21 protein-coding genes and 1 pseudogene are annotated in these 25,337 nt (G+C 34.2%); 11 read left to right on the top strand and 11 right to left on the bottom strand.

The window, feature by feature from the left end; translation table 11 throughout:
• The first annotated feature begins 20 nt into the window (after positions 1-20).
• From C1A40_RS15470 to C1A40_RS15445, 6 genes are all read left to right on the top strand, one after another.
• Positions 21-473 carry a cold-shock protein gene (locus C1A40_RS15470; protein ID WP_102996690.1) on the top strand — a complete coding sequence of 151 codons (453 nt, stop codon included), beginning with the start codon at positions 21-23 and terminating at the stop codon, positions 471-473.
• A gap of 45 nt (positions 474-518) precedes the next feature.
• A complete protein-coding gene (locus C1A40_RS15465; protein ID WP_102996689.1) occupies positions 519-1,433 on the top strand; it encodes an EamA family transporter in 915 nt (304 codons plus the stop codon).
• Positions 1,423-2,262 carry a DMT family transporter gene (locus C1A40_RS15460; RefSeq protein WP_102996688.1) on the top strand — a complete coding sequence of 280 codons (840 nt, stop codon included), beginning with the start codon at positions 1,423-1,425 and terminating at the stop codon, positions 2,260-2,262. The genes C1A40_RS15465 and C1A40_RS15460 overlap by 11 nt, the downstream gene beginning before the upstream one ends.
• Positions 2,263-2,352: 90 nt before the next feature.
• Positions 2,353-3,387 (top strand): glycosyltransferase family 9 protein, encoded by a 1,035-nt coding sequence (locus C1A40_RS15455; RefSeq protein WP_241910435.1) that lies wholly within the window; start codon positions 2,353-2,355, stop codon positions 3,385-3,387.
• A 373-nt stretch (positions 3,388-3,760) separates the two neighbouring features.
• Positions 3,761-5,227 carry a circularly permuted type 2 ATP-grasp protein gene (locus C1A40_RS15450; protein ID WP_102996686.1) on the top strand — a complete coding sequence of 489 codons (1,467 nt, stop codon included), beginning with the start codon at positions 3,761-3,763 and terminating at the stop codon, positions 5,225-5,227.
• 7 nt (positions 5,228-5,234) lie between these two features.
• A complete protein-coding gene (locus tag C1A40_RS15445; RefSeq protein ID WP_102996685.1) occupies positions 5,235-6,212 on the top strand; it encodes an alpha-E domain-containing protein in 978 nt (325 codons plus the stop codon).
• A 23-nt stretch (positions 6,213-6,235) separates the two neighbouring features.
• On the opposite strand, the gene C1A40_RS15440 is transcribed toward C1A40_RS15445, so the two are convergent.
• From C1A40_RS15440 to C1A40_RS15425, 4 genes and pseudogenes are all read right to left on the bottom strand, one after another.
• Positions 6,236-7,153, bottom strand: coding sequence for a transglutaminase family protein (locus C1A40_RS15440; protein WP_102996684.1), 918 nt, complete (start codon positions 7,151-7,153; stop codon positions 6,236-6,238).
• Positions 7,154-9,715 carry a circularly permuted type 2 ATP-grasp protein gene (locus tag C1A40_RS15435; RefSeq protein WP_102996683.1) on the bottom strand — a complete coding sequence of 854 codons (2,562 nt, stop codon included), beginning with the start codon at positions 9,713-9,715 and terminating at the stop codon, positions 7,154-7,156.
• Between the two features lie 61 nt (positions 9,716-9,776).
• A pseudogene (locus C1A40_RS15430) lies at positions 9,777-13,108 on the bottom strand (transglutaminase family protein).
• A 369-nt stretch (positions 13,109-13,477) separates the two neighbouring features.
• On the bottom strand, positions 13,478-14,296 hold the full coding sequence (locus C1A40_RS15425; RefSeq protein WP_102996682.1) for a DUF1853 family protein: 819 nt from the start codon (positions 14,294-14,296) through the stop codon (positions 13,478-13,480).
• Positions 14,297-14,410: 114 nt separating this feature from the next.
• Here C1A40_RS15425 and C1A40_RS15420 point away from each other — a divergent pair, with 114 nt between their 5' ends.
• The 5 genes from C1A40_RS15420 (at position 14,411) to C1A40_RS15400 (ending at position 19,413) form a co-directional block, all read left to right on the top strand.
• Entirely contained in the window at positions 14,411-14,962 is a 552-nt protein-coding gene (locus tag C1A40_RS15420; protein ID WP_102996681.1) for a DUF4251 domain-containing protein, read from the top strand.
• Between the two features lie 70 nt (positions 14,963-15,032).
• Complete coding sequence (locus C1A40_RS15415) at positions 15,033-16,031, top strand: metal-dependent hydrolase (RefSeq protein WP_102996680.1); 999 nt, start codon at positions 15,033-15,035, stop codon at positions 16,029-16,031.
• Between the two features lie 192 nt (positions 16,032-16,223).
• On the top strand, positions 16,224-17,570 hold the full coding sequence (locus C1A40_RS15410; protein ID WP_102996679.1) for a DEAD/DEAH box helicase: 1,347 nt from the start codon (positions 16,224-16,226) through the stop codon (positions 17,568-17,570).
• The gene (locus tag C1A40_RS15405; RefSeq protein WP_102996678.1) at positions 17,570-18,883 is read left to right on the top strand and encodes a DEAD/DEAH box helicase; all 1,314 of its coding nucleotides are present in this window, start codon (positions 17,570-17,572) and stop codon (positions 18,881-18,883) included. The genes C1A40_RS15410 and C1A40_RS15405 overlap by 1 nt, the downstream gene beginning before the upstream one ends.
• 80 nt (positions 18,884-18,963) lie before the next feature.
• Positions 18,964-19,413: a KTSC domain-containing protein gene (locus tag C1A40_RS15400; protein WP_102996677.1), complete on the top strand. Its 450-nt coding sequence runs from the start codon at positions 18,964-18,966 to the stop codon at positions 19,411-19,413.
• A gap of 178 nt (positions 19,414-19,591) precedes the next feature.
• On the opposite strand, the gene trxA is transcribed toward C1A40_RS15400, so the two are convergent.
• The 7 genes from trxA to C1A40_RS15365 all read right to left on the bottom strand — a co-directional run bounded on the left by trxA (position 19,592) and on the right by C1A40_RS15365 (position 25,209).
• The gene (gene trxA / locus C1A40_RS15395) at positions 19,592-19,888 is read right to left on the bottom strand and encodes a thioredoxin (RefSeq protein WP_102996676.1); all 297 of its coding nucleotides are present in this window, start codon (positions 19,886-19,888) and stop codon (positions 19,592-19,594) included.
• 56 nt (positions 19,889-19,944) lie between these two features.
• Positions 19,945-21,105, bottom strand: a complete 1,161-nt coding sequence (locus C1A40_RS15390; RefSeq protein ID WP_102996675.1) for an iron-containing alcohol dehydrogenase — start codon at positions 21,103-21,105, stop codon at positions 19,945-19,947.
• Positions 21,106-21,249: 144 nt separating this feature from the next.
• Positions 21,250-22,248, bottom strand: a complete 999-nt coding sequence (locus tag C1A40_RS15385; protein WP_102996674.1) for an NADP-dependent oxidoreductase — start codon at positions 22,246-22,248, stop codon at positions 21,250-21,252.
• Between the two features lie 11 nt (positions 22,249-22,259).
• Entirely contained in the window at positions 22,260-22,892 is a 633-nt protein-coding gene (locus C1A40_RS15380; RefSeq protein ID WP_102997233.1) for an NAD(P)H-dependent oxidoreductase, read from the bottom strand.
• Between the two features lie 10 nt (positions 22,893-22,902).
• Entirely contained in the window at positions 22,903-23,571 is a 669-nt protein-coding gene (locus C1A40_RS15375; protein ID WP_102996673.1) for an NAD(P)H-binding protein, read from the bottom strand.
• Position 23,572: 1 nt separating this feature from the next.
• The gene (locus C1A40_RS15370) at positions 23,573-24,157 is read right to left on the bottom strand and encodes a TetR/AcrR family transcriptional regulator (RefSeq protein ID WP_102996672.1); all 585 of its coding nucleotides are present in this window, start codon (positions 24,155-24,157) and stop codon (positions 23,573-23,575) included.
• 152 nt (positions 24,158-24,309) lie between these two features.
• On the bottom strand, positions 24,310-25,209 hold the full coding sequence (locus C1A40_RS15365) for an EamA family transporter (protein ID WP_102996671.1): 900 nt from the start codon (positions 25,207-25,209) through the stop codon (positions 24,310-24,312).
• Between the last annotated feature and the right edge of the window lie 128 nt (positions 25,210-25,337).

The following is a 25,337-nucleotide window of genomic DNA, read 5'->3' as shown; positions in this document are numbered from 1 at the left end:
TCTGTTCGAATAGATAAACTATGGCAAAATCGCAAGTTACCTTTAACAAAATTGAAAAAGAAAAGAAACGTTTAAAAAAACGTGAGGAAAAGCAAAAAAAGAAAGAAGCTCGAAGAGCGGAAGCTAAAGAAAACCCACAAGGGATTCAATTTGCTTACGTTGATTTTAACGGGAATCTAACAGACACACCTCCAGATCCTGCAATGCGTGAAAAGATTGAGGCCGAATCCATTGAATTAGGAATTCCTAAAAAAGAAGATCGCGAAGAAGAAGAGCCAGTTGCAAAAGAAGGTAAAGTGTCTTTCTTTGATCATTCTAAAGGTTTCGGATTTATTATTGATAGTGTGAATCAGGAAAAATATTTTGTTCATATAAGCGGTACTTTAGAGCCTATTGAGGAAAATGATAAAGTGACTTACGAGCTAGAACGTGGTCAAAAAGGCATGAACGCCGTTCAAGTAAAAAAGATTTAAAAATTTTTATCCTGTAGTTTATACTACAAACCCCTAAGCAGATATATGAGTATATCGCGTAAAACGATTCTTATCATTTTATCCTTTTTTGCCATCTATGTGATATGGGGTTCCACTTATTTACTCAATAAAATAGCTGTAAGCAATTTACCACCTTTTTTTTTAGCCTCAGTTCGTTTTTTAACGGCTAGTGGCTTAATTTTCATTATAGCTAAAGTTTCTAAAATAAGTTTAAAAATTACTTCCAAACAGCTTAAAAATACGGCTATAGCTGGTTTTTTGTTTTTAACCTTTGGTAACGGTGTTGTTGTTTGGGCCTTAAAATACGTCGATAGTGGTTTTGCTGCTTTAGAGATCTCTGCCCAGCCCTTGGTAGTGCTATTGCTTTTACGTTTCCTTCAAGGTAAACGCATTTCACTCATGTCTTTTTTTGGCGTGGTATTAGGTTTTATAGGCATCTTTTTATTGGTCGGGCAAAAAGAAATATTGAGTCAAGATGGGCAAATTTTAGGCATGGCAACCATTTTTGCTTGTATGGTTAGTTGGGCTTATGCCAGTATTTTTGTGGGCAAAGCCGATTTGCCTAGTAATCATTTTGTAAACACAGGCTATCAAATGTTATGTGGTGGTGTTTTTCTGGGTTTCATCAGTCTTATTTTAAATGAATCTTGGTCTTGGCCTAGTACTTGGCAAAAGGAAGTACAATGGTCTATGTTAGGCCTAATTTTATTTGGAAGCCTTATTGCCTTTACAGCATTTAATTATCTTTTAAAAACGGTTTCTCCTGAAAAAGTAGCAACTTCAACCTACGTTAATCCTATTATAGCTTTGATTTTAGGGTGGTGGGTTTTGAATGAACAAATTTCACTGCAATCTATATGTGCAGCGTTTATTTTACTTACTGGGGTGTATTTCATAAATTCTAATAGAAAATTTAAATTAAGAGCTCATGGACGTTAGAAACGCGATAAAATATATGTTAATAAGCACATTAGCTTTTACATGTATGAATGCCATCGTAAAATATTTAACACATTATGATGCGTTTCAAATAGTATTTTTTAGATCCTTGAGTTCCTTGTTTTTTACTTTTGGATTCCTATGGAAGCATAAAATTCCTATTTTCGGGAATAAAAGAAAACTATTAGTTTTAAGAGGTATTGTTGGGGTAACTTCCATGGCCTTATTTTTTATGTCAACCAAATACCTTCCTATAGGAACAGCGGTTTCATTACGCTATATGGCACCAATTTTCGCTGCCGTTTTTGCTGTACTACTGCTAAAAGAAAAGGTAAAAGCCATACAATGGCTCTTTTTTCTTGGAGCCTTTATTGGTGTAGTGATTTTAAAAGGATTTGACGCCACCTTAGATCCTTATGGCTTATTACTCATTTTTATTTCTGCGCTCTTTAGTGGTTTAGTTTACGTGGTTATTAGTAAAATAGGGAAAGCAGACCATCCGGTGGTTGTAGTAAACTATTTTATGGTTATTTCAACTATTATTGGAGGTACTGTCGCCTTGTTTAATTGGACTAACCCTGTAGGAATTGAATGGCTTATGTTATTTGCCTTAGGTGTTTTTGGTTATTTCGGACAAGTATATATGACTAAAGCTTTTCAAATAGCTGCTACAAATCAAGTTGCGCCGTTAAAATATTTAGAAGTTATTTTTACAGTAATGTTTGGTGCTTTTATTTTCGGTGAGGTGTATACTATATGGAGCCTATTAGGTATTACAATGATAATTGTTGCTTTAGCTTTAAATGCCTTATATAAAAGTAAAAAGTAAATTTACTTGTTTTGTTTCATTGCTTAGTAATTAAAAAGTTTGAAAATCATGTCTTTTAAAATACGAATTAACAATTACAGAAGAAAAATAATGAAAGCCCTAACAAAACGTGTTGGGGCATCGTATGTAGAGCCTCAAAAGGGTGACCTTCATATTAAGAATATCAAAAAAATTTTAATAATACGTCCCAACCATAGATTAGGCAATCAATTACTTTTAACTCCTTTAGTTCAGGAAGTTATTCGCACTTTTCCCGAGAGTCATGTGGATCTTTTTGTAAAAGGAGGTGTGGCACATCCGGTATTTGAGAAATATAAAGAAATTTCGCAAATCATCAAGCTTCCTAAAAAACCTTGGAGTAATCTTTATAAATATATAAAATGTTGGATTTCTATTAAAAGTAGAACTTATGATTTAGTAATCAATGCTGATAAAAACTCATCTTCAGGAAGGTTATTAACAGCACTAGCTCAAGCAAAATTTAAAATTTTTGGCGATGTTGATGAAAGTATCATTAATAAATATGAGGATTATAAGCACATATCAAAATATCCCATCTACAATTTGAGACATTATTTAACCGTGTTAGGCGTTGAAAATACCAATAAAAATATGCCTCTATTGGATATCAAACTAAGTGATATTGAAATTTCTAAAGGAAAAAAGATGTTAGACAACATCACTAATAATAATAATAATAATAATAATAAGAAAACCATTTGTATTTATACCAACGCTACTGGAAACAAATGCTATTCTGAAACTTGGTGGGAAACCTTTTATGCAAGATTACAAAAGGAATACCCTGAGTTTAATATCATTGAAATGCTTCCCATAGAAAATATTTCAAGAATAAATTTTAAAGCAGTTCATTTTTATAGTGAAGATATTCGTGAAATGGCGAGTATTATTAGAAATACCAGTGTTTTTATAGCAGCAGATAACGGTGTTATGCACTTGGCAAGTGCTTCTTTAACTCCAACAGTTGGTTTTTTCTCGGTAACCCATGTAGAAATTTATAAGCCATATGGCAATGGGAGCGTAGCACTTCATACCAATAAGACAAACATCGAAGATTGGATCACTACTATCGACAAGATTTTAAAAAAAGATCGAAAGAAATAAGGCTTTTTCACCTCTAAATGCACCTAAAATCATATTATTAAATAATCGTAAAATGAAATTTTGATTTGTTTTTAAAAAAGAATTAATTGTAAGTTATTTATTTTTAAAGAAATAAAGCCTTAAGTCTATGTTTTAGATCACTTTTTATGTTTTTAATAATTATTAAATCTGTAATAAAAACAGCATTATTTTTATTTACAAGCGAATTACAGTCTAGTTTATTTTCATTTGTTTAAAAATTACAGTGAATTTTTATCAAATATACAGCGGTAAATTTGGCTAAAAAAAAGTCGTCATAATATTTAGTAATTAGTCCTTAAATATTTATTAAATTTATTGAATAACTCAAGGCGTAATTACTAAAATAAAAGATTTGAAAGACCCACTTAACCTTCCATTATTTTCATCATACGAGTTTGATTCTAGGTTTTATGATGAATTATTTGCTAAAAGAGATGATATCAGAGGCATATACAAAACTTTATTTGAACTTTTTGGGACTTACTCCGTATCAGAGTTTAATAGACTAAATATTCAAGCGAAGGATTCTTTTTTTAATTCAGGAATTACATTTCAAGTTTATGGTGAAAATGAAGTAAATGAAAAGATATTCCCTTTCGATTTATTTCCTCGAATTATTGATCATGAAGAATGGGAAACTATAGAAACAGGAGTTTTACAGCGTAGCAAAGCGTTAAATCTTTTCCTTTGGGATGTTTATCACGATCAAAAAATTATAAAACAAGGTATTGTTCCTAAATCCCTAATTGATTCGTCTGTTAACTTTTTACCAGAAATGATCAATTTTGATCCCCCTGAAGGCGTTTATAATCACATTTCTGGAACAGATTTAATCAAGCATTCTGATGGGCAATATTATGTTTTAGAAGATAATATTCGTTGCCCTTCTGGGGTGAGCTATGTTATTGGAAATCGCGGCGCTGTAAAACATGCCCTATTTGGCGTATTTAACCAGTATAAAACACATACGGTGGTCAATTATGGTTCTAAACTATTAGAAACGATGCAGTCTGTAAAACCAACAGGGGTAGATAATCCTGTATGCGTTATTTTAACGCCTGGTGTTTATAATTCTGCTTATTATGAACATTGTTTTTTAGCCAAACAGATGGGGATTCTTTTAGTAGAAGGACGCGATTTGTTTGTTGAAAATGATTTCGTTTACATGAAAACCATCTATGGGATTGAAAAAGTTGATGTTATTTATAGAAGGGTAGACGATTTATATATAGACCCTCTAGTTTTTAAAGCAGATTCCTTGTTAGGGGTTCCTGGTCTGTTTTCGGTGTATTTAAAAGGTAATGTAGCTCTTGTTAATGCACCGGGAACAGGTGTTGCCGACGATAAAGCCATTTATACCTACATGCCCGAAATTATTAAATATTACCTCGATGAAGATCCCATTTTAAACAACGTACATACTTATCATTGCAGTCGAAAAAACGAATTGAATTATGTGCTGGAAAATATAGATAAATTAGTTGTAAAACCCGTAGATGAATCTGGGGGATATGGCATATCTATAGGTAATAAATTAACTAAAGATGAGATTGAAAAGGTAAAAGAAAACATTAAAAAGGATCCAAGAAAATACATCGCACAGCCTATCATGTCTTTATCTACGCACCCTACTTATATTGATGATAATGAGTCTTTTGAATCCAGACATGTCGATTTAAGAACATTTACACTTTTAGGAAAGGATATTAATTTTGTATTAAAAGGTGGGTTAACAAGGGTAGCACTAAAAAAAGGCAATTTGGTTGTAAATTCATCACAAGGCGGAGGGTCAAAAGACACTTGGGTATTAAAAAAATAGAATATATATGTTAGCAAGAGTAGCAAATAATTTGTTTTGGATGGGGAGGTATATTGAACGATCTGAACATGTAGCGCGTTTTTTAAGAGTTAATTATTTTTCATCGTTGGACGCTCCCGACGAATTATCACAGTCTAGGCAATTTGTTCTACGCTCTATAATGTATATGTCGGCTAACGAAATTATCGATTCTGATATTATTTTAGAAGAAGAAGAAGTTCTGTATAATGTTGGATTAAATATAGATTCCCCTTATTCAATAGTAAATGGTTTTATTAATGCCCACGAAAATGCAAGAAGCGCTAGAGACCTTATTTCAACAGAGTTATTTGAAGCCGTTAACCGTGTTAAACATGCTATAAAAGGATATCCTGTTGAAAAATTGGTAAAAAGTCAATTATACGATTTCACCACCATTGTAAGTAATGCCACATCGGATATTAAAAGTAAAATACAAAGTACACTCTTACATGATGAAGTTTACGCCATCATTATGCTAGGTATTAATATAGAACGTGGTTTACAGGTGGCGCGTATCATTAACTCCAAAGTAAGTGATGCCAGTACGGTTAAAAAGATTTATGGCGATTTAGTTGATGGCAATTACCAGTGGGTGACTTTATTAAAATGTGTTTTAGCATACGATATGATGCGTAGAAGCTATAAAAAAGCACCTGAAAGAACTAATACTTTAGAATTTCTAATTTTAAACGCCAAATGTCCACGCTCCATTAAAAACAGTTTAAATCAAATGAATAAATATATTTGTATGATTTCTAAACAACACGAAAAACCTGTTAATTCTGCTGCTTTTTTAATTGGAAAAATGACCTCTCAATTTAAATATAAGTTGATAGAAGAAATAGATGATAATTTAGAAGAATTTACTGCCGAATTAATTGATAAACTGGCTAATATAGCAGTGAAATTAGAAGAAGATTATTTTGATATTTCGCATACTTTAGACGTTAAGGCCAAGGCCTAGAAGAGTGGGTAATATGATGTTTATTAGTCTTTTTTGTGTTTAGCATTTTCCTTTGCGGGACGTAAATCTACCGATACTTCCATGTCATTTTTCCCTGTAGAATAGATTACACCTTTTAGTGGCGGAACATCGTAATAATCTCGGCCATGTGCTACAACAATATGTTGGTCTTTAGGTATTTGATTATTTGTAGGATCAAAATCTACCCAACCATATTGAGGAATAAAAACTGAAAACCAGGCATGTGACGCGTCAGTGCCTATTAATTTTTCTTTGCCTTCTGGCGGAATGGTTTCGATATAGCCACTTACATATCTTGCAGGTAAGCCCATAGAGCGCACACAAGCAATAGCAATTTGGGCAAAATCCTGACAAACCCCTTTTTTGGCATTCATGACGTTATCTAGGGGGGTAGCAATATTTGTAAAACCAGGAACAAAGTCAAAATCAATGAAAATACGTTGCATGAGTTCGTGTGCGGCTTCATAAAGAGAACGGCCAGGATTAAAGGAAACCTCGGCATACTTTTTTATTTTCGGCGACAATTTTGTAATTAGAGGGGAAAACAACACATATTGTCTTGCATTGATAATAGCGGGGTCAATACCTTTTAATTGTTTTAAAGCTTCTTCTATAGTCACCTTGTTTCTAGCCTCAATATTTTCATTAGAAACTTGATATTTATAGTCTCTAACGATTTTGCTTCGCGCAATAACCGTAAGCTCTTCATGGTTTTCCTGAATAGAAAAAGTTGCTATGGTATTTCCGAAAAAATCAATTCTTTCAGAAATTTCAGTTGGGGTTGGACTAATTTCTAAACGATAATCTAACAACTCTTGACCCGGAAAATTTTTAGGCTTTAATGTGACTAGATTATGACAAAAAGAAGCGCCTTGCTCGTACTTATATTTGGTTTTATGCCAGAGATCGAAAACTACCATCTAATTTGTTATGTTACGTTTTACCAACTGTTTCTGTTGTAGGGAATGATTGAAATATGTGTCTGAAATTGACATGGAAGTTACATGAAACAAATCACTTAATTTTGAAAATAACTGATCCAATTTTAAGCGTATATTCGTTTCTTTATCTACTTCCAGAATACTATCAATATCAATATTTTGCACTAGACTAAGTGCTTTTTCAATATTTTTTAAGCATTCTGTAGGTTCACCATTGGGGGTGTTATTGGGTAATTTGCTAATGTCCTTTTGCAACCTATTTATTTGATACGTTAAAGATCGTGTGTATTCTTGATCTAAAAGTAGCAGTCTAACAACATTTTCTAAACTTAAATAGGATTTATAGCTGTATCGATAAATGTTTAAACTCTCATGACTAGATAATAAAGATTCTAAAATTTCATATTCTAAGTCTTCGTCATGATTAACAACAATAAGCGCTCTAAATTTTTCAATGGTCATGGAAGCTTCTTCTAATTCTAAACCAATAAAATAGAGTAAAAGCCCTTGTTTAACCATGATACTTTCTTCTGTAAGCGCCATGAAAGCAATAATTCTAGTAATTATTTTATCAAAAAAACGCGTTATGCTATAGATGCTATAATTTTCTTCAGATTTAAAATTTTTCCAAATTTTATCGATGCTGTCAAAAACTCGCCACATGTCTTTAGACCATAAATTTCGAAGCGTGAAATACGACCCACTAAAACTTTGTAAACTTTGAGCAAAACTTCCAATGCGTTTTTCATCAATGATAACCGAAACAATTTCTTTTAAAGGATCTTTAAGCAGTGCTTCAGATTTTTTATCATCGTAAAAGCCAGGAAACGTAGAAGTTATTGTGGTTATCGAATGGTATAATATGTTTAAACACTCCTGATTTGGCAGAATCATGTTGTTATATTGCCCGTTGGTCATTCGGTTTAATACCATCCGTATGTACCTCGCCGTGAGTAAAGTTCTTGCCACATAACGTCCAGACCAGAATAAATTTTCTGCAGTATTGCTAGGAACATCATTGATACTAGTAATATTGTTAGGTAAGCTTTTATTCCACGAGTAGAGTGCTAAGTGAGCTTGATTTTGATCTCCAATAACCCAAAAATCCTTACTGGTTCCTCCACGCTGATTAGAAACAAAAAGCTTCTCACGTTCGGCAGCCACACGTACTAAACCACCAGGCATTACACTATATTGATCACCTTTAGCAATGGAAAATGTACGACATAACACCTTACGAGGTTCTAATTTCTCATTAATAAAATTTGGTGCTGTAGAGAAATATATTTTCTCTTGGGCTACATATTGGTTTGGATTAGCAAGTATATTTTTCTTTAACTGTTTTAATTCTTTTTTACTTAAAAACTCACAGAAAATGATATTCTCACGCTGAGAGCGATCTATTTTTTTTACTACAAATGACGTGAGATTTTCAAAAACATGGTTACGCTCTTTTTCTTGTCCGCACCACCAAGAAGCAATTTGAGGTAAAATAAGGTCTTCTTTTAAAAAATATTTACAGATATTTTCCATGAAAGGAATAAGACCAGGGTTTTCCAGCACACCGCTACCAATCGGGTTTACAATGGCAACATTTTGAAGTCGAACTACTTCCAAAAGTCCAGCAACTCCTAGATAGGAATCTTCACGAAGTTCTAAAGGATCCATAAAGGCATCGTCAACACGGCGTAAAATAACATCTACTTGTTTTAAGCCTTTAAGAGATTTCATCCACACCTTACCGTTTCGAACCACTAAATCATTCCCTTTCACTAAAGGATATCCCAAAAAAGTTGATAAATAAGCATGTTCAAAATAAGTTTCGTTATGTGGTCCAGGGGTTAAAACAACCACATTAGGGTTTTCTTTATTTCCTGGCGCCGCATTTAAAAGCAATTGATCAAAATCTTTAAAAAATTCTGAAGGTTGTGTGACATGAATGTTTTCAAAAATCTCAGGAATCACTTTGCTCTTAGAGAAGCGATTTTCTAAAGCATAGCCCATGCCTGAAGGTGCTTGGGTGCGGTCGTTAACTACCCACATGCGTCCGTCGGGTCCACGAGCCAAATCAACAGCATGAATTAATAAGGTTTTGGCTGTTTTATAATCAATTTGGTCGCAAGCACGCAAAAAGCCGCGATGTGCATAAATTACTTCAGGAGGAATAATGCCATTTTTAAGCAATTTACGTTCTCCGTAAATATCTTTAAGGATAAGATTTAGCAATTCTGAGCGCTGCTTAATGCCTTTTTCAACCAATTCCCATTCTTTTTGTTGAATGATGAAGGGGATGATATTTAAATTCCAAGGCCTGTTTAGACCATTTGGATCGTTGTAAACATTGTAAGTAACACCATTTTCGGCCAACAACCAATCAATTTCCGATTGCCTATCAGCCAATTCTTTACTCCCAATTTTTAATAAATTATCCAACAGAATTTTCCAATCGGGTTTGATTGTTAATTCTGAAGTTAATAACTCGTCATATTTACTAAAATCCTTAAAGTAATTTTCAAATATGCTATTTTCTTTCGTCTCCATTAATTAGGATTCCTTATGCTTTAAGAGACTTTCTGCATCAAAAGATGCTGAAAATTTCACTTTATTTTTTTCTTAAATCTAGAGTGTAAGGGAATTCAAAATTAACAGGCAATTCTTTGTATTTAAAACGTTTAGAGCTTCCTTTTTCTTCAACACTTCTATTCGGATTTTCCTTATCTGGATTGATGTTTTCAACCGGATCAATTTCCCCTTGCGTATGGCCAAACTCCCAAAAACGATTTATTCGTCGAGATTCTGCTTCAAAACTATTCACTGGGTACCTTTCGTACGATCGGCCTCCTGGATGCGACACAAAATAAGTGCAGCCACCAATAGAACGTTTATTCCAAGTATCAACAACATCAAAAACTAAAGGTGTATCCACAGGAATTGTAGGGTGCAATGCAGAATAAGGATCCCAAGCTTTATACTTGACTCCAGCTACATATTCACCTTGAACTCCAGTACTTTTTAATTGAACTTTTACACCGTTGCAAGTTAATACAAATCTTTCATCTATGAAATTAGAAACTTTAACTTGAAGTCGTTCTAAAGATGAATCTACGTATCGTGCTGTACCGCCTCCTGTCATTTCTTCACCTAACACATTCCAAGGCTCTATTCCAGCTCTTAATTCCAAGTGAATATTATTAATTTCAACCATACCATGAAGTGGAAATCTAAATTCAAAAAATGGATTAAACCATTCCTCTTTAAAGGCGTAACCGGCACGGTTTAATTGTTCGACCACATCTTTTATGTCTTCACGAACATAGTGTTCAATTAAGAATTTGTCATGTAACTCGGTGCCCCAACGCACTAAATTGTGCTCGTAAGGCTTTTTCCAGAACCAAGCTACTAGTGTTCGTACAAGCAACATTTGCGTCAAACTCATTTGTGGATGTGGAGGCATATCAAATCCACGAAGCTCTAAAATTCCTAATCTTCCAGAAGAGGAATCTGGCGAATACAATTTATCAATACAAAATTCGGCACGATGCGTATTTCCTGTAAGATCGGTTAGTAAATGACGGAATAAACGATCGGTTAGCCAAAAAGGCACCTCTCCATCCTTAGGGATTTGTTCGAAGGCAATTTCTAATTCGTATAAATTTTCCATGCGGGCTTCGTCAATTCGTGGCGCCTGACTGGTTGGACCAACAAAGGCTCCAGAAAACAAATATGTTAATCCCGGATGATGTTGCCAAAAAGTTAGTAAGCTTCTTAACAAGCTAGGTTTTCGAAGTAGCGGACTGTCCTGAGGGCTGGTACCACCCAAGGTGACATGGTTTCCTCCGCCAGTACCTGTATGTTTACCATCGAGCATGAATTTTTCGGTACCCAAACGTGATTCTTTTGCCAGCTGATATAGTGTGAACGTGTTGTTACATAACTCATCCCAATTTTTCACAGGATGGACATTCACCTCAATTACTGCAGGGTCTGGTGTAATTTTTAATGATTCTAACCTGTTGTCTTTTGGTGGCTCGTACCCTTCCAAAATCACCGGAACATTAAGTTCTTTGGCAGTCATTTCAATGGATGCAATTAAATCTAGAAATACTTCGGCAGACTCTAAAGGTGGAAGGAATAAATATAGTTTTCCATCTCTAATTTCGGAACACAGTGCTGTGCGCACGAAATAGTTGGGTTGATTATCATCAATTCCAAAATCGCAATAATCTTTATAACGTGCTTTTACAATATTTTTAAAACTTGGCAGTCTTCCTTTAATACCAAACAATTCGGGTTCGTAAATTGGGAAAATTTCATGTTCTGGTTTAGCTTCCAAGGAGGCTAATGGTAATCGCAACCCAATAGGGGAGTCGCCTGGTGTTAAAAACAGGTGTTGACGCCTAAAGGTCCAAGCACTTGTAAACCATTTATTTTCCGTTTTATTTAACGGTAGTAAGTAACCAACAGGAGTTGATGTGCCTTTTTCAAAAATGGCATTTAGTTTTTTCTTGGCCAGCTCGTTATCCTTGTCATCGGCTGGATTATAATCGGTTGGTAAATTACCTTGTTCCCATAGGTAGTAAAATGGATCTTCGTAAGTAGGTAAAATATGCTCGTTTGTAACCCTTAAATATTTGGTAAGGGTTTCTAAGAATTTTTTATCAGTATCTGGCGGTATTGTAATCTTGTCGGTGTAAGTGGCTAATAATTTTTTATTATACCAAATTGGACGACCATCTTTACGCCAACAAATTTCAATTTGCCATCGGGGTAAAGGTTCGCCAGGATACCATTTGCCTTGAGCATGATGAAGCACACCACCTTTCCCGAAGGCTTCATGTAATTTTTTAGATAAATCTTTGGCTAATTTTCGTTTTAGAGGTCCGTCGGCCGTAGTATTCCACTGAGGAGAGTCCAAATCATCTATAGATATGAATGTAGGCTCGCCTCCCATAGTTAAACGCACATCACCTTTTTGAAGTTGTTTTTCAACCTTATTCCCTAGTATATAAATGTCTTTCCATTGTGCTTCGGTATATGGTTTTGTAACTCTTGGTGATTCAAAAATACGGGTTACCGAGTTTTCAAAAAGAATTCGGTTTCACAAACATCGGTGGCTCCCGAAACAGGTGCGGCACTTTCAAAGGAAGGCGTACATGCTAATGGGATGTGACCTTCGCCAGCAAGCAGTCCTGAGGTGGCGTCAAAACCAATCCATCCTGCTCCAGGTATATATACCTCGGCCCAAGCGTGTAAATCGGTAAAATCTTCTTCAGGACCAGAAGGGCCGTCTAGTGATTTTTCATCAGATTTTAATTGAACCAAGTACCCAGAAACAAATCGAGCTCCAAAGCCGAGGTGACGCAGTGTTTGTACAAAAAGCCAAGCGAAATCACGACAAGAACCATTTTTACGCTCTAAAGTTTCTTCACAGGATTGCACCCCAGGCTCCATTCGAATATTATAACTTAAATATTCATAAATCTTCCTGTTAATATCAATTAAAAAATAGATGGTTTTACGCGGCGTATAATCGATAGTTTTAATGAATTCTTTTAGTAAATCACCATCATCGGTAATTTCTAAATAAGGAAGGAGTTCCTTTTTTATTGTATCACTATATTCAAAAGGATATTCTTCGGCAGATTCTTCAATAAAAAAATCGAAAGGATTTATGGTTTTTAAATCGGCAATAATCTCGACATCTATTGAAAGTTCGTCTGTTTTTTCAGGAAACACTAGGCGTGCCACATAATTTCCAAAAGGGTCTTGCTGCCAATTAAAAAACTGTTCTTCAGGTTTTATTTTTATGGAGTAGGACTCAATGGGTGTTCGAGAGTGTGGGGCCGGCCGCAGTCTGAAAATGTGAGGAGATAATGAAACTTTTCTATCGTACTTATACTTTGTTTTGTGGGAAATTACGATTTTTAACGCCATAAATTATCTTATGAATAGCAGATTTTGCTGCTAGAGTTTAACTTAATACTATCTGAAATTTAATAATAAACCATATTAAAAAAATCTAATATACCCCCAATAAACGGAAAGGAAGCTCATTTTACAACTTCAAAATAATAAATTAATAGTAATTATAAAATTAGTAATAAAAGCTTAAATAGCTTCTAAAAATGTATTCATAATAACTCCATTTTAATGTTAAAATCATAGTTTTTTGACATGATAATTACGATATTCGTACATGCTATATTAACAAAACCAAAAAATTATCATTTAACATGGCGTTCTAAAAAAGATATGAGAATGACATCTATGGGCTTTTGATGATGATATCATTTTTGCTTTACATTATGGCCACCAGACAATAAAACATTTTTGAATTCTGCCTTTTGGAAATTTAACCCAACAAAGAGGTGCCGTTTTTTGTTCAATAATCGGTGCTATTTTATCACAAAAAGTTGAATAAGAACACCAATCGACTTGATTTTGGGTTTCTTGTAGCAAATCGATTTTGTCGGGCATAAAAAACTTACAGTGTTGTAATTCATCGATTCTTGTATAATGCATATAGAACCCACTAACACATGCCTTGTTAAGGATTTTAAATGGGACATCAACATCTTCAAAAGGAAGGAATAATTGAGCTTTAAAATAAACCTGCTGTTTGATGCTTGCGGATTGTAGTTGCAGCGGTTTTAATACTTTTTGTGTATGTTGATTATAAAGTAAAGGAAGTTGTTTGTTCTTAAGTTTTGTTATTTTTTTAAGTAGAGTATCCTTTCGGTTGGGACCAATCCAGTGTTCGATTTCTGTGTGGCCATGGTTAGGATCATACAAGTAAAATTTATACACAATTTCAAGATGAATAAAGGTTTGGTCTAACTGTAAAATACAATCTATTTCACCTATAGTTTGTTTGTTGTTTTGAATTTGAGTGTTTTTTAAAAGTATTTTGATATTGTTAAAGGTTGATAATTCAAAGAAAACAAACTGCTCTACACGTTTTCCTAAACGTATATTTGGTTGCTCAAGCGTCGTAAATTGTGACACATGTTGCTCTGGGAGTAATAACTGATGTAATCCCATTACATCTGAATTCTTCCAGAGTAAAGGTGTGTTTATAAATCCTTGATATTGAAGTTGTAATTGATTTTTCATAAAACTCATAGATGCTAAATTTAGAGTTTACGTTTGAAATACCTTCATTTATATGTAAATTAACATCGTAGAACTTACTATCAAACTTGTAATTTCAACGTATAACTTTTTAAATATATCACAATGAAAATCAACTTTCCTAAATCCGTTCTAGCCATTTTTGCAGTATTTCTCATGGCTTGTGGTTCGAATAAAACCCCAGCAACTGAAGCTGAATTAGATCGACTAGCAGCTATAGTTAAAAATAAGGATTTCAAGATTGTTTCGGATTGGGCTTATCCAACTACCACCATGGCCATGCAACAAGCCGCTCGATTATTACCTCCGGGGAATCAGGGAGGATCTGTGAATTTAATTGGAAACAGCAATTTTCTAACCATTTCTGGAGATAGTATCACATCTTATTTACCTTATTTTGGAGAGCGACAAATGGGAGGAAGTTATGGAGGAGACGATAGCGTCATTGCTTTTAAAGGCCTTATGAAAAATTATAATGTCACTCAAAAAAAGGACTCCAGTTATGATATTTCATTTGAAGCACAAAGTAAATCTGAAAATTTTCAGGTAAATATTACTTTATTTCCAAATTTAAAATCTGAAATGATTTTAAGAGGAAATAAAAGAACAGCTATACGTTATTCTAGTTTGGTTCAAAACAAAACAGCATCCGACTAAAAACTAAAATGTAAGCCACTATATGTTTTAAATCCTTAATTTTCCATTTCAAAAAGTTACATAAAAATAAATGGATTCTCTTACCCAAATCGTTTTAGGTGCCGCTGTTGGTGAAGTTGTGTTAGGTAGAAAAATTGGCAATAAAGCTATGTTATATGGCGCTATTGCAGGTACTATTCCAGATTTGGATGTCCTAGCAAGTCATTTTACCGATACGGTTACAGCTCTGGAAATTCATCGCGGATTTACGCATTCTATAGTTTTTTCGGTTTTATTTGCGCCTATTTTTGGTTGGATTGTTTCACGGTATGAGAAATATAAAAATTTTAAGGGGTGGTCTTGGCTGTTTTTCTGGGCCTTTATTACGCACCCCTTATTAGATGCCCATACCACTTGGGGCACTCAATTGTTTTGGCCCTTTGATTTACGACTTGCTTTTAAATCCATTTTTGTAGTCGATCCTCTGTATACCTTACCTTTTTTAATCTGTTTAGCACTAGCGATGTTCCAACATAAAACATCGCCCAAAAGACGCCTTTATAACCGTTGGGGACTAATTTTGAGTAGTGCTTATTTGGTTATTAGTATGATTCTGAAAGGTTTGGCGTATATGAAATTTGAAAATGCATTAGATGCTCAACAAACTATATATACTGATATAGACACACGCCCAGCTCCACTTACAACTCTGTTATGGACAGCCAATGTTGACACCAAAGATGCATATTTGGTTGGGTATTATTCTTTTTGTGATAAAAAGCCCATAACGTTTTATAAGTACCCTAAACATCATGAATACTTGGGCGATTTGAGAAATAACGACAAAGTAAAACGTATGATTCATATCTCGAAAGGCTGGTACACTATTACAAAGAAGAATGATAAACTATATTTTAACGACCTACGTTTTGGAACCATAGGAATTAAACCTGATAACAATCAGTTTGTTTTTCAATATGAAATTCAAGTTTTGGAAAACGGAGAAGTCCGTTTTATAGAAACTCCAAAAGATGGTAGAGATGCTAAAAACCTCATGGCGGATTTATGGCTTCGTATCAGAGGAAATTAAAATCATAAAAGTTGTTTTTCAGTTTCAGAACTTCTTATGACACTTCAAAATGACTTTCAAAGTACCTTAGTGAACGTCTAATAGTTTGTGTTTGGTCTAAATATCATAACAATTTCATCTTATAAAGGAATTACGAAGTAAATAGTCATCCCCAGAGCAAAAGTGTCGCTATCTTTGCTCAAAAAAATAGCCATGTTAAAACAGTTTTCAGATTTAGGAATTAACGAACAGCTCCAACAAAGTTTAATCGATTTACAAATTTCTGAACCGACAGACGTTCAGAAAAAAGCGATTCCGGTAGTTTTAAATCAGAAGGATGATCTCGTTGTTTTAGCAAAAACAGGTACAGGAAAAACAGCGGCTTTTGGCTTACCGTTATTGCAATTGGCCGACATAGAAAATAAAGATATTCAAACCTTAATCCTTGCACCTACAAGAGAATTAGGGCAGCAGATTTATAAGAATTTAGAATCTTTAGCTTCAAATAGCACAGAAATTAAAATCGTCTCTTTGTGCGGAGGCACACCCATAAAGCCACAGATTGAAGCTTTAACAAATCGGCCTCAAATTATAATTGCTACACCTGGTCGTTTGGTAGATTTAGTTAAACGTGAAGCCATTAATCTGAAAAGCATAAAATATTTTGTTTTAGATGAAGCTGATGAAATGGTAAGTGCTTTAAAGGAAGAGGTGGATGCCATTATAAAAGAACTTCCTAAAACCAGAAGAACCTTATTATTTACAGCGACCATGCCTGGTTACATAAAACAATTGGTTCAAAACTACATGTCTAAACATGTGGTACACATTGAAGCCGATATGGAAACGGTTGGTCATCAAGGTATCGATCATCAATATGTTGTTGTAGAGCCTATTGAGAAATTAGAGGTTTTAATGCATTTTTTAAACTCTAGAGAAGGAGAACGTGGTATTATTTTTTGTAAAACCAAGGCTGCTGTTAATAAATTGGCTAAAAATTTAGCGATTAATAAATTTTCATCAGGCGCTTTACATGGTAGTTTGTCTCAAGGTATTCGTGATCGTATCATGGGACAATTTAGAGATGAACATATCGATATTTTGGTTGCTACCGATTTAGCTGCTCGTGGTATTGATGTTAAAAACCTGTCTTACGTTGTAAATTATCATTTACCAGATACTTATGATGCCTATGTACATAGAAGTGGAAGAACGGCTAGAGCAGGAGCAAAAGGGCTTTCTTTAACCATTTTACAGGAAGAAGAAGTTATTGATATCGCCGATTTTGAAGATGAATTAGGCATTACTTTTAAGACCTTTAAAAAAGCCGATGCTCAAAGTATTGAAGAAAATAATACGTTGTTATGGGCTAAAAAAATATTTAAAACCAAACCTAATCGTGAGGTTTCAGAAGATTTAAAAGCCAAGATAAAAACCATATTTCATCATTTAACCAAAGAAGAACTTGTTGATAAAATATTAGCAAATTACTTAGCTCAAAACGCCACGGTAATTCCAAATCCTGAAGGCGCTAAAAAGCATAAAAAGAAAAAGCAATAATGGCTAACGACATAAAAAATCAACAGGATATTTTAAATAAATTAAATATTCAAGCCTTAAATCCGATGCAGGAGGAGGCTTTTTCGGTTATCGAATCGAATACAAACACTGTTTTATTATCACCGACTGGAACGGGGAAAACACTGGCGTTTTTGCTACCCTTATTAGAGGTTTTGGATTCAGAATCGCAAGAAATTCAAGCCTTGATTATCGTGCCATCAAGAGAATTAGCAATTCAAATTGAACAAGTGGTACGTTCGATGGGTTCTGGTTTTAAAGTGAATGCTGTTTATGGAGGCAGATCTATTTCCAAAGATAAAATTGAAATAAAGCATAATCCTGCCATTTTAATTGGTACGCCCGGCAGATTATTAGATCATTTTGATGCCAATCGTTTTGAAAAAACAAGCATAAATACGCTTATTCTAGATGAATTTGATAAATCATTAGAAGATGGTTTTGAGGAAGAAATGAAGGCCATTATTGGGCAATTGCCAAGTATTAACAAACGTATTTTAACCTCAGCAACCCAAGGTGTTAAAATACCTGGTTTTGTAAGGTTTGATAAGCCTATTACAGTGAATTACTTAAACACAAAAAAAACATCGCAATTAGCTATAAAAACCGTGGTTTCTCCAAAGGCTAATAAGTTAGGAACTTTGTTAGAATTGGTAGCGCATATTGGCAACAAACCAGGCATTATATTTTGTAATTTAAGAAATAGCATTAGTGAAGTGAGTGCTTTTTTAAAACGCAATAAAATTAGTCATGCTTGCTTTTCTGGTGGTATGGAGCAAAAAGACAGAGAAAGGGCGCTTATAAAGTTTAGGAACGGAAGTTGTCAGGTTTTAGTGGCTACAGATTTGGCCGCCCGAGGGATTGATATTCCAGAAATGAATCATATCATTCATTATGAATTACCTCGTCACGAAGAAGAGTTTATTCACAGAAATGGAAGAACAGCCCGGGTTAATGCTAAAGGAACGGCCTATATTTTAAAGTGGGAGAACGAAATATTACCAGAATTTATCAAAGATGTTAAGGGTATCAATATTTCAAAGAAAGCCCATAAAATTGAGCAATATTGGGAAACCTTGTTTATTTCTGGTGGCCGAAAAGATAAAATTTCAAAAGGTGATATTGCAGGATTATTTTTTAAACAAGGCGGTATAAATAAAGACCAGCTGGGTGTTATTGAACTTAAAGTAGACTGTGCTTTTGTAGCAGTGCCGTTAGCTCTTGCGAATGCTTTAGTTCAAAAACTAAACAACACCAGATTAAAAAACAAGAAGGTTCGCGTAACCATCTTATAATCAGCGATTTTTTAATTGTTGTTTTTTTGTATTTCATGTGATTTTTACACCTACTTTTGCGGCTTCAAAATAAACATGATATGAAGCGCATAAATGAATATAAAAAACTCTTTGGAGTTGAAAACGAAATCGAGTTAAAGGCTTTAAAGAAAAGTTACCGCGATTTGGTTAAAGCATGGCATCCTGATAAGTTTCAAGATGGTGATGCTTTAAAAGAAGAAGCTGAAATTAATAGCCGAAAAATTATTGATGGCTACCATTTTCTTGTTAGTATTGCGCCAGAAACCTTAGCAGCGAATTTAGAAGCCTATACAGAAACCATTACAAATTCTGGTATTGCCGATTACAATCACAAAGGTTTGTTACTAGAAATCACTTTTACGGATGGTACCACCTATGAGTATTTCGGAGTTACAAAACAGGTTTATATTAAAATGATTAATAGTAATAAACTAAATCGATTTGCTAAACGCTCTATTTATCCTAAGTATCCATATAGAATGGCAAAACGTGAGCTTGAAACCGTTTAATATATTCAAATAAAAGGAAGCTGTCTATTAAGCATTATTGTCGTCAATCTGAATTTATTTCAGATTCTCATAATAAGTGAATGTCAGTTTATGAGATTCCGTGCTGAGCACTGCCTTACGATGGGTTTAACTTACTAGACAGCTTCTTTCTTTATTATATACATGCAATCAAAGGATATTAAGCATTTGTCGAAATAACGTTTAATATGTCATTTTTTTGAAGTACGCCAGACTGTCTCCAAACTTGTTTTCCGTTTTTAAACAGTAACATGGTTGGTACACCTCTTACTTGATATTTTGTTGCTAACTCTTGGTTTTTGTCTACATCTATTTTAATAATAGAAATGGAGTCTTTTAATGTGTCTTTCACATCTTTTAGAATCGGACCTAAAGTTTTGCATGGACCACACCAAGTGGCATAAAAGTCAACAAGTACAGGTTTATCCTGATTTATAATTTCTGAAAATTTACTCATTTTATTAAGTTTTATAGTCAATATTTAAAAATAGTACACGTCTTTTCGACCATAGTCTAATAAGCCATTTTTACAATTTTTTCAACCTTCTCTGGAGATAAATCTTGATGCTCACCCAATCCTAACCAACCACGGTCGGTAAAACGTTTTGAAATTTCTTCGGCAGTACCTTCATAGTCTTTAGTATATTCAGATAATTTGGTGTCAATCTCTAAACTTTGGAAAAAAGCTTCTGTTTTTTCAATAGCGGCATAAGCTTTATCATCGGTATTTCCTTCTGTCACATTCCAAACGCGTTCAGCATACTGTGCTAACTTTTCTTTTTTCGCTTCAAAATTGAATTTATAATGACTAGGGAAAATGATGGCTAAAGTTCTTGCGTGATCAATTCCATATAAAGCGGTAAGTTCATGCCCCATAGCATGCACAGCCCAATCGGTAGGCACACCTTTTTGAATTAAACCGTTTAAGGCCATCGTGCAACTCCACATAAAGTTTGCTGCCGATGTATATTCTGTAGGATCTTTAATTACTTTAGGAGCGACTTCAATTAAAGTTTGTAAAATGCTTTCCGCAAATCTGTCTTGTAATAAGGCTCCAATAGGGTAGGTCATATATTGTTCTAAAACATGAGAAAAAGCATCGGTAATTCCGTTGGCTAACTGACGTTTTGGAATAGAAGCAATCACTTGAGGATCTAAAACAGAAAACTCCGGAAATAAACCAGGACCACCCATAGCAAGCTTTTCTTTAGTTTCCTCTCTGGTAATCACAGCACCAGAATTCATCTCAGAACCTGTTGCAGGAAGGGTTAAAACCGTTCCGAAAGGCATGCCTTTTTCAGTTCTTATTTTATCAGTTAGAATATCCCAAGGGGTATCGCCATCAAATAATGCTGCAGACGATAAAAATTTGGTGCCATCAATAACAGAACCACCACCAACAGCTAATAAATAAGTGATGTTTTCATCTTTAATCACTTTTAAAGCTTGCATTAAAACAGCATATTCCGGATTGGCAGGAATACCACCAAATTCAAGCACATCAAATGATGATAAAGCGGCTTTTACTTGGTCGTATATACCGTTCTTTTTAATACTTCCACCACCATAAAGCATTAAAACTTTGGCGTCATTAGGAATTTCATTTTCTATATTTTTTATAGTGTCTTTTCCAAAAATAATTTTGGTCGGGTTTTTAAATTCAAAAGTGTTCATTTGCTTAATTTTTATGGTTATGTGTGTTGTAAATAAGTTTTAAAAGTGAGCTTGTCAGGTTGAGCATGTTGAAACCTTTACTGATTATCAAATAGTTAAAATATTTCAACAGGCTCAATATGACAACTTTTTCACATTATGTTTTTAGATTTTAACAATCATTTTTCCTTTATTTTTTCCTTCAAATAAATCGATGAAAGCCTTTGGAATGTTATCAAAACCTTCAACAATCGTTTCAGTATAAGTTAATTTACCTTCTTTCAACCAAGTGGCTAACTGTTGTATCGCTTCTGGGAACTTTTCAGCATAATTAGATACAATAAATCCTTGCATTAAAGCACTGTTTTTAACCAAAAATGGTTGTACGCTTAAACCTGTTGGTAATTCTGTTTTATTGTAAACCGAAATGGCTCCACAGATAATCATTCTAGCAAAACGGTTGATGTTAAAAAGTACCGCGTCAGAAATTGGTCCACCCACATTGTCAAAATAAATATCAACACCATTTGGAGCTAGTTCTTTGAGCTCTGCATTTATATCTTCACTGGTGTTATAATTGATGCCTGCATCAAAGCCAAATTCATTTTTTAACATGTCAATTTTTTCATCGGTACCAGCAATTCCTATAACGTGAAGGCCTAGAATTTTAGCTATTTGCCCAACCACACTACCAACAGCTCCAGCAGCACCAGAAATGACAATAGTTTCTCCGGCTTTAGGTTTTCCTATTTCTTGTAAACCTAAAAAAGCGGTGAGTCCGGTCATTCCTAATACACCTAAGTATGCGCTTAAAGGCGCTTTAGAAGCATCTACTTTATTTAAACCTACACCTTTTGATATTTGTTGTGTCGACCAATCAAGCATACCTGAAACATAATCGCCTTCAGCAAATTTCTTGTTTTTAGAAGCTACTACTTTGGCAATGACACCAGATTGTATCGGTTTGTTTAATTGGAAAGGTGGTACATACGATTTGGCATCACTCATGCGTCCTCTTAAATAAGGGTCTACTGAAACGTAAGTGGTTTCTAAAAGTATTTCACCTTCAGAAATTTGAAGTGTGTTGTCTTCAGTAACAAATTCAAAATTTGAAACCGTAGGTTCACCTTGGGGTCTGTTATTTAATAAAATGGTCTTTTTCATAGCTATTTTTTTTATTCAATAACAGTTACTAATTCATTCATTGGTTTTCTCACCTTTACTAGGTTTACTAACCAGTCTTTGTCTTCTTGTCTATATCCTAAAGGAAGCATGACTGCACTGCGTAAACCTTTTTCTTTTAAGCCTAAAATCTCATCAACGGCAGCAGGATCAAAACCTTCTAGAGGTGTGGCATCTACGCCTTCAAAAGCAGCAGCAATTACGGCTTGAGAAAAAGCGATATATGCTTGTTTTGCAGCGTGATTAAAATTCTCTTCGGCGTCTTTTTGCGGATAAGAATTTAATAACATCTGGCGGTAGTTTTCCCAACCTTCGTTTTTAAATCCGCGAATATCGTTTGTTAAATCAAACATGTGATTAATACGATCGGCAGTATAGGTATCCCAAGCAGCAAAAACGAGTAGGTGAGAGCAGTCGGTAATCACCGATTGATTCCAAGCTACAGGTTTGATCTGTTCTTTAACATCTTGATTTTTAATCACTATAATTTCAAAAGGTTGTAAACCGCTTGAGGTAGGAGCAAGGCGAGCAGCTTCTAAAATATGTTCTATTTTTTCTTCGGCAACCGTTTCACCATTCATGGCTTTAGCAGCATATCTCCAATTTAATTTATCTAATAATTCCATATTCAATTTTTTATTTATGATTTTTTGCAATGTTTTTTATGTCGTTTGAAGTGATAATTACTTCGTTGTAATTTGTAGTATTCGATAGCTCTATCATAGCTTGAGCGATATCTTCGGGTTCGGTAATTTTATATTGTTTCAGTTTTCCAATAAATAAAGGCTGAAGCACTTTAAAAATGGCCAGTCCTATATTTTCAAGTGTCCGTTGCTCATCACGATCACCACCAATTAATGAAGGTCTAAAAATAAAGGTGTTCTTAATGTTTTGTTTTTGAACATCAAGCTCCATCTCACCTTTAGTTTTATTGTAAAGCACTTTACTATTTGGGTTAGCCTCTAATGCAGAAACCACAGAAAATGTTTCGATATTATTATCCTTAGCTAACTTTGCTGCAGCCACCGGAATACCATAATCTATTTGCTTGTATAGTGTTTTATCTGGCGTTTTTTTAGAGGTTGTTCCAATACAACAATACACTTCGTTAGCCTTAAAATCGCTTTTAAACTGTTCGAACTCTAAAAGATCACCTATAAACTGTGAGACCTTGTGTGGTAGATTTTCGATTTTAGATCGCGAAAATAATTTGATATGTTCATATCTAGGATCTGCTAACAATTTCTCAAGTAAAATAGAACCTGTTAAACCTGTTGCTCCTAAAATTATGGCTGTTTTTTTCATATTATTTACAAACTTTTATACTACTCCAAGCTGCTTGATAAGCCTCTTCTAAAAGGGTTTCATCTAAGATAAACGAACCTCGTTTTTGGTTAATCATTAAAAAGGACAACGGATTTATAGTATATGCGTATAACAGATAGTCGGAAATAGGTTTTATAACCCCTTCTTTTTTACCACGTGCCCACAAATCTAAAAGCGGTTGTAAATGTTTTATACCTTCTTGTCGGCAGGATTCATCAATAATTGGGGTATTATCACATTGGGCAAGAAACATGGCGTTTTCGCACTCTTTAAGTTTAAAGTCAGCAATGCGTTTCCAAATAATTTCAAAACTTTTTTGAACACAAGTGTCTTCATTATAATTAGCAAAGGCATATTTGGTGTATTCTGCTTTGACTTCGATATAGGTTTTGTTAACCAAATCCTGTTTATTTTCAAAATACAAATAAATGGTAGCTGGTGAGACATTAGCCATTTTGGCTATTTTACTCATGGGTGCTGCATGAAATCCATCATTATTGACCAAGTCTATGGTTGCTTTTATTAAAGCATTACGCTTGTCTATACTTTTTTGAAGTTTCGCCATCTTACTAAATTTGAATACAAAGATAACAAAAAATGAATGTTCATTCTTTTTTTAACAAAAGATTGGGTTATAGGCAAGAAGTCATAAGCTTTAGGCTATATGCAATTGCTTAAGCGCAATATTTTTGGAAATAATAAATAATCAATTTTAAACTAGGAGTATAGTATAAAAAAAACCCCAAGCATAATTCCGGCAAGTGGTACTAATTTTTTACGTTTATTTTGTTCTTTAAAGATAACGCCGCCAACTAAAACGGCGATTAATATCTGACTCCTTTTAATGGCAGAGAGCAGCATAATTAAAGCTTCTGGATCTTGCAGGGCTTTAAAATAGAAGTAATCTGCGGCTTGCAATAGGATACCTACTGCTGGAATAGACCATCTAAACTTAAAGGCTTTACGTTTTTCGGCATAAGGGAACCAAGTGATGCTTAAAATGACAAGCAGAATTAATATCACATAAAAACAAAACCAAAAAATTAGGGTTAGTGGTGCAATGTTTAAATATTGAATTAAAAACTTGTCGTACAAACCACTAGAAGCACCTAAAAACGTTGCTGCTATGATGGCTAGAATCCATTTGTCTTTTTTAAAGTTGATGCCTTCTTTTTTTCCTATTTTAGAATATAACATCACTGAAAAAATGATTAGAAAAAAACCTACCCATTGTAAAGTGTTAGGGCGTTCTTGATAAATTAGTATCGCTCCAATAAAAGTGAAAAATGGGCCTGCCGATCGAATGGGCGTCACAATGGTGATGGGCAAATGCTTTAAAGCCTGATAAGCTAAAATCCAAGATGCTGCCATTATAGCTGATTTAATAAAAATAAATCCGTGTAATTCCCAGGCCATGGAATGAATATAAATGGCGTTGGATTTAGCATATTCTGGAAAATAAACCGAAGCTATATAAAAGGGTAGTAGAAAGGTGAAACCCGAGCCTACGGTACCTAAAAGCACCGGAAACACTTCGTTTCCGCGTACAGCATGCTTTTTACATAAATTGTGTAATCCTAAAAATAATGCGGCCAAAAGCCCTAAATACATCCACATGGCCGCGAAGATATATTAAAGCTCATTTTTAGAAAATATTTTTTCAACTAAATTTAAATGATGTGACTGTAAAAGGTTTTTAATGTATTTTTAAATGCGCGATAAAGCCTGTTTTTAAGTTGAATCTC

The organism is Tamlana carrageenivorans (genome assembly GCF_002893765.1).
GTDB classification, from domain to species: Bacteria; Bacteroidota; Bacteroidia; order Flavobacteriales; family Flavobacteriaceae; genus Pseudotamlana; species Pseudotamlana carrageenivorans.
The sequence above is the reverse complement of the archived record's forward strand: the minus strand, read 5'-3'. Positions and strand labels throughout refer to the sequence as shown.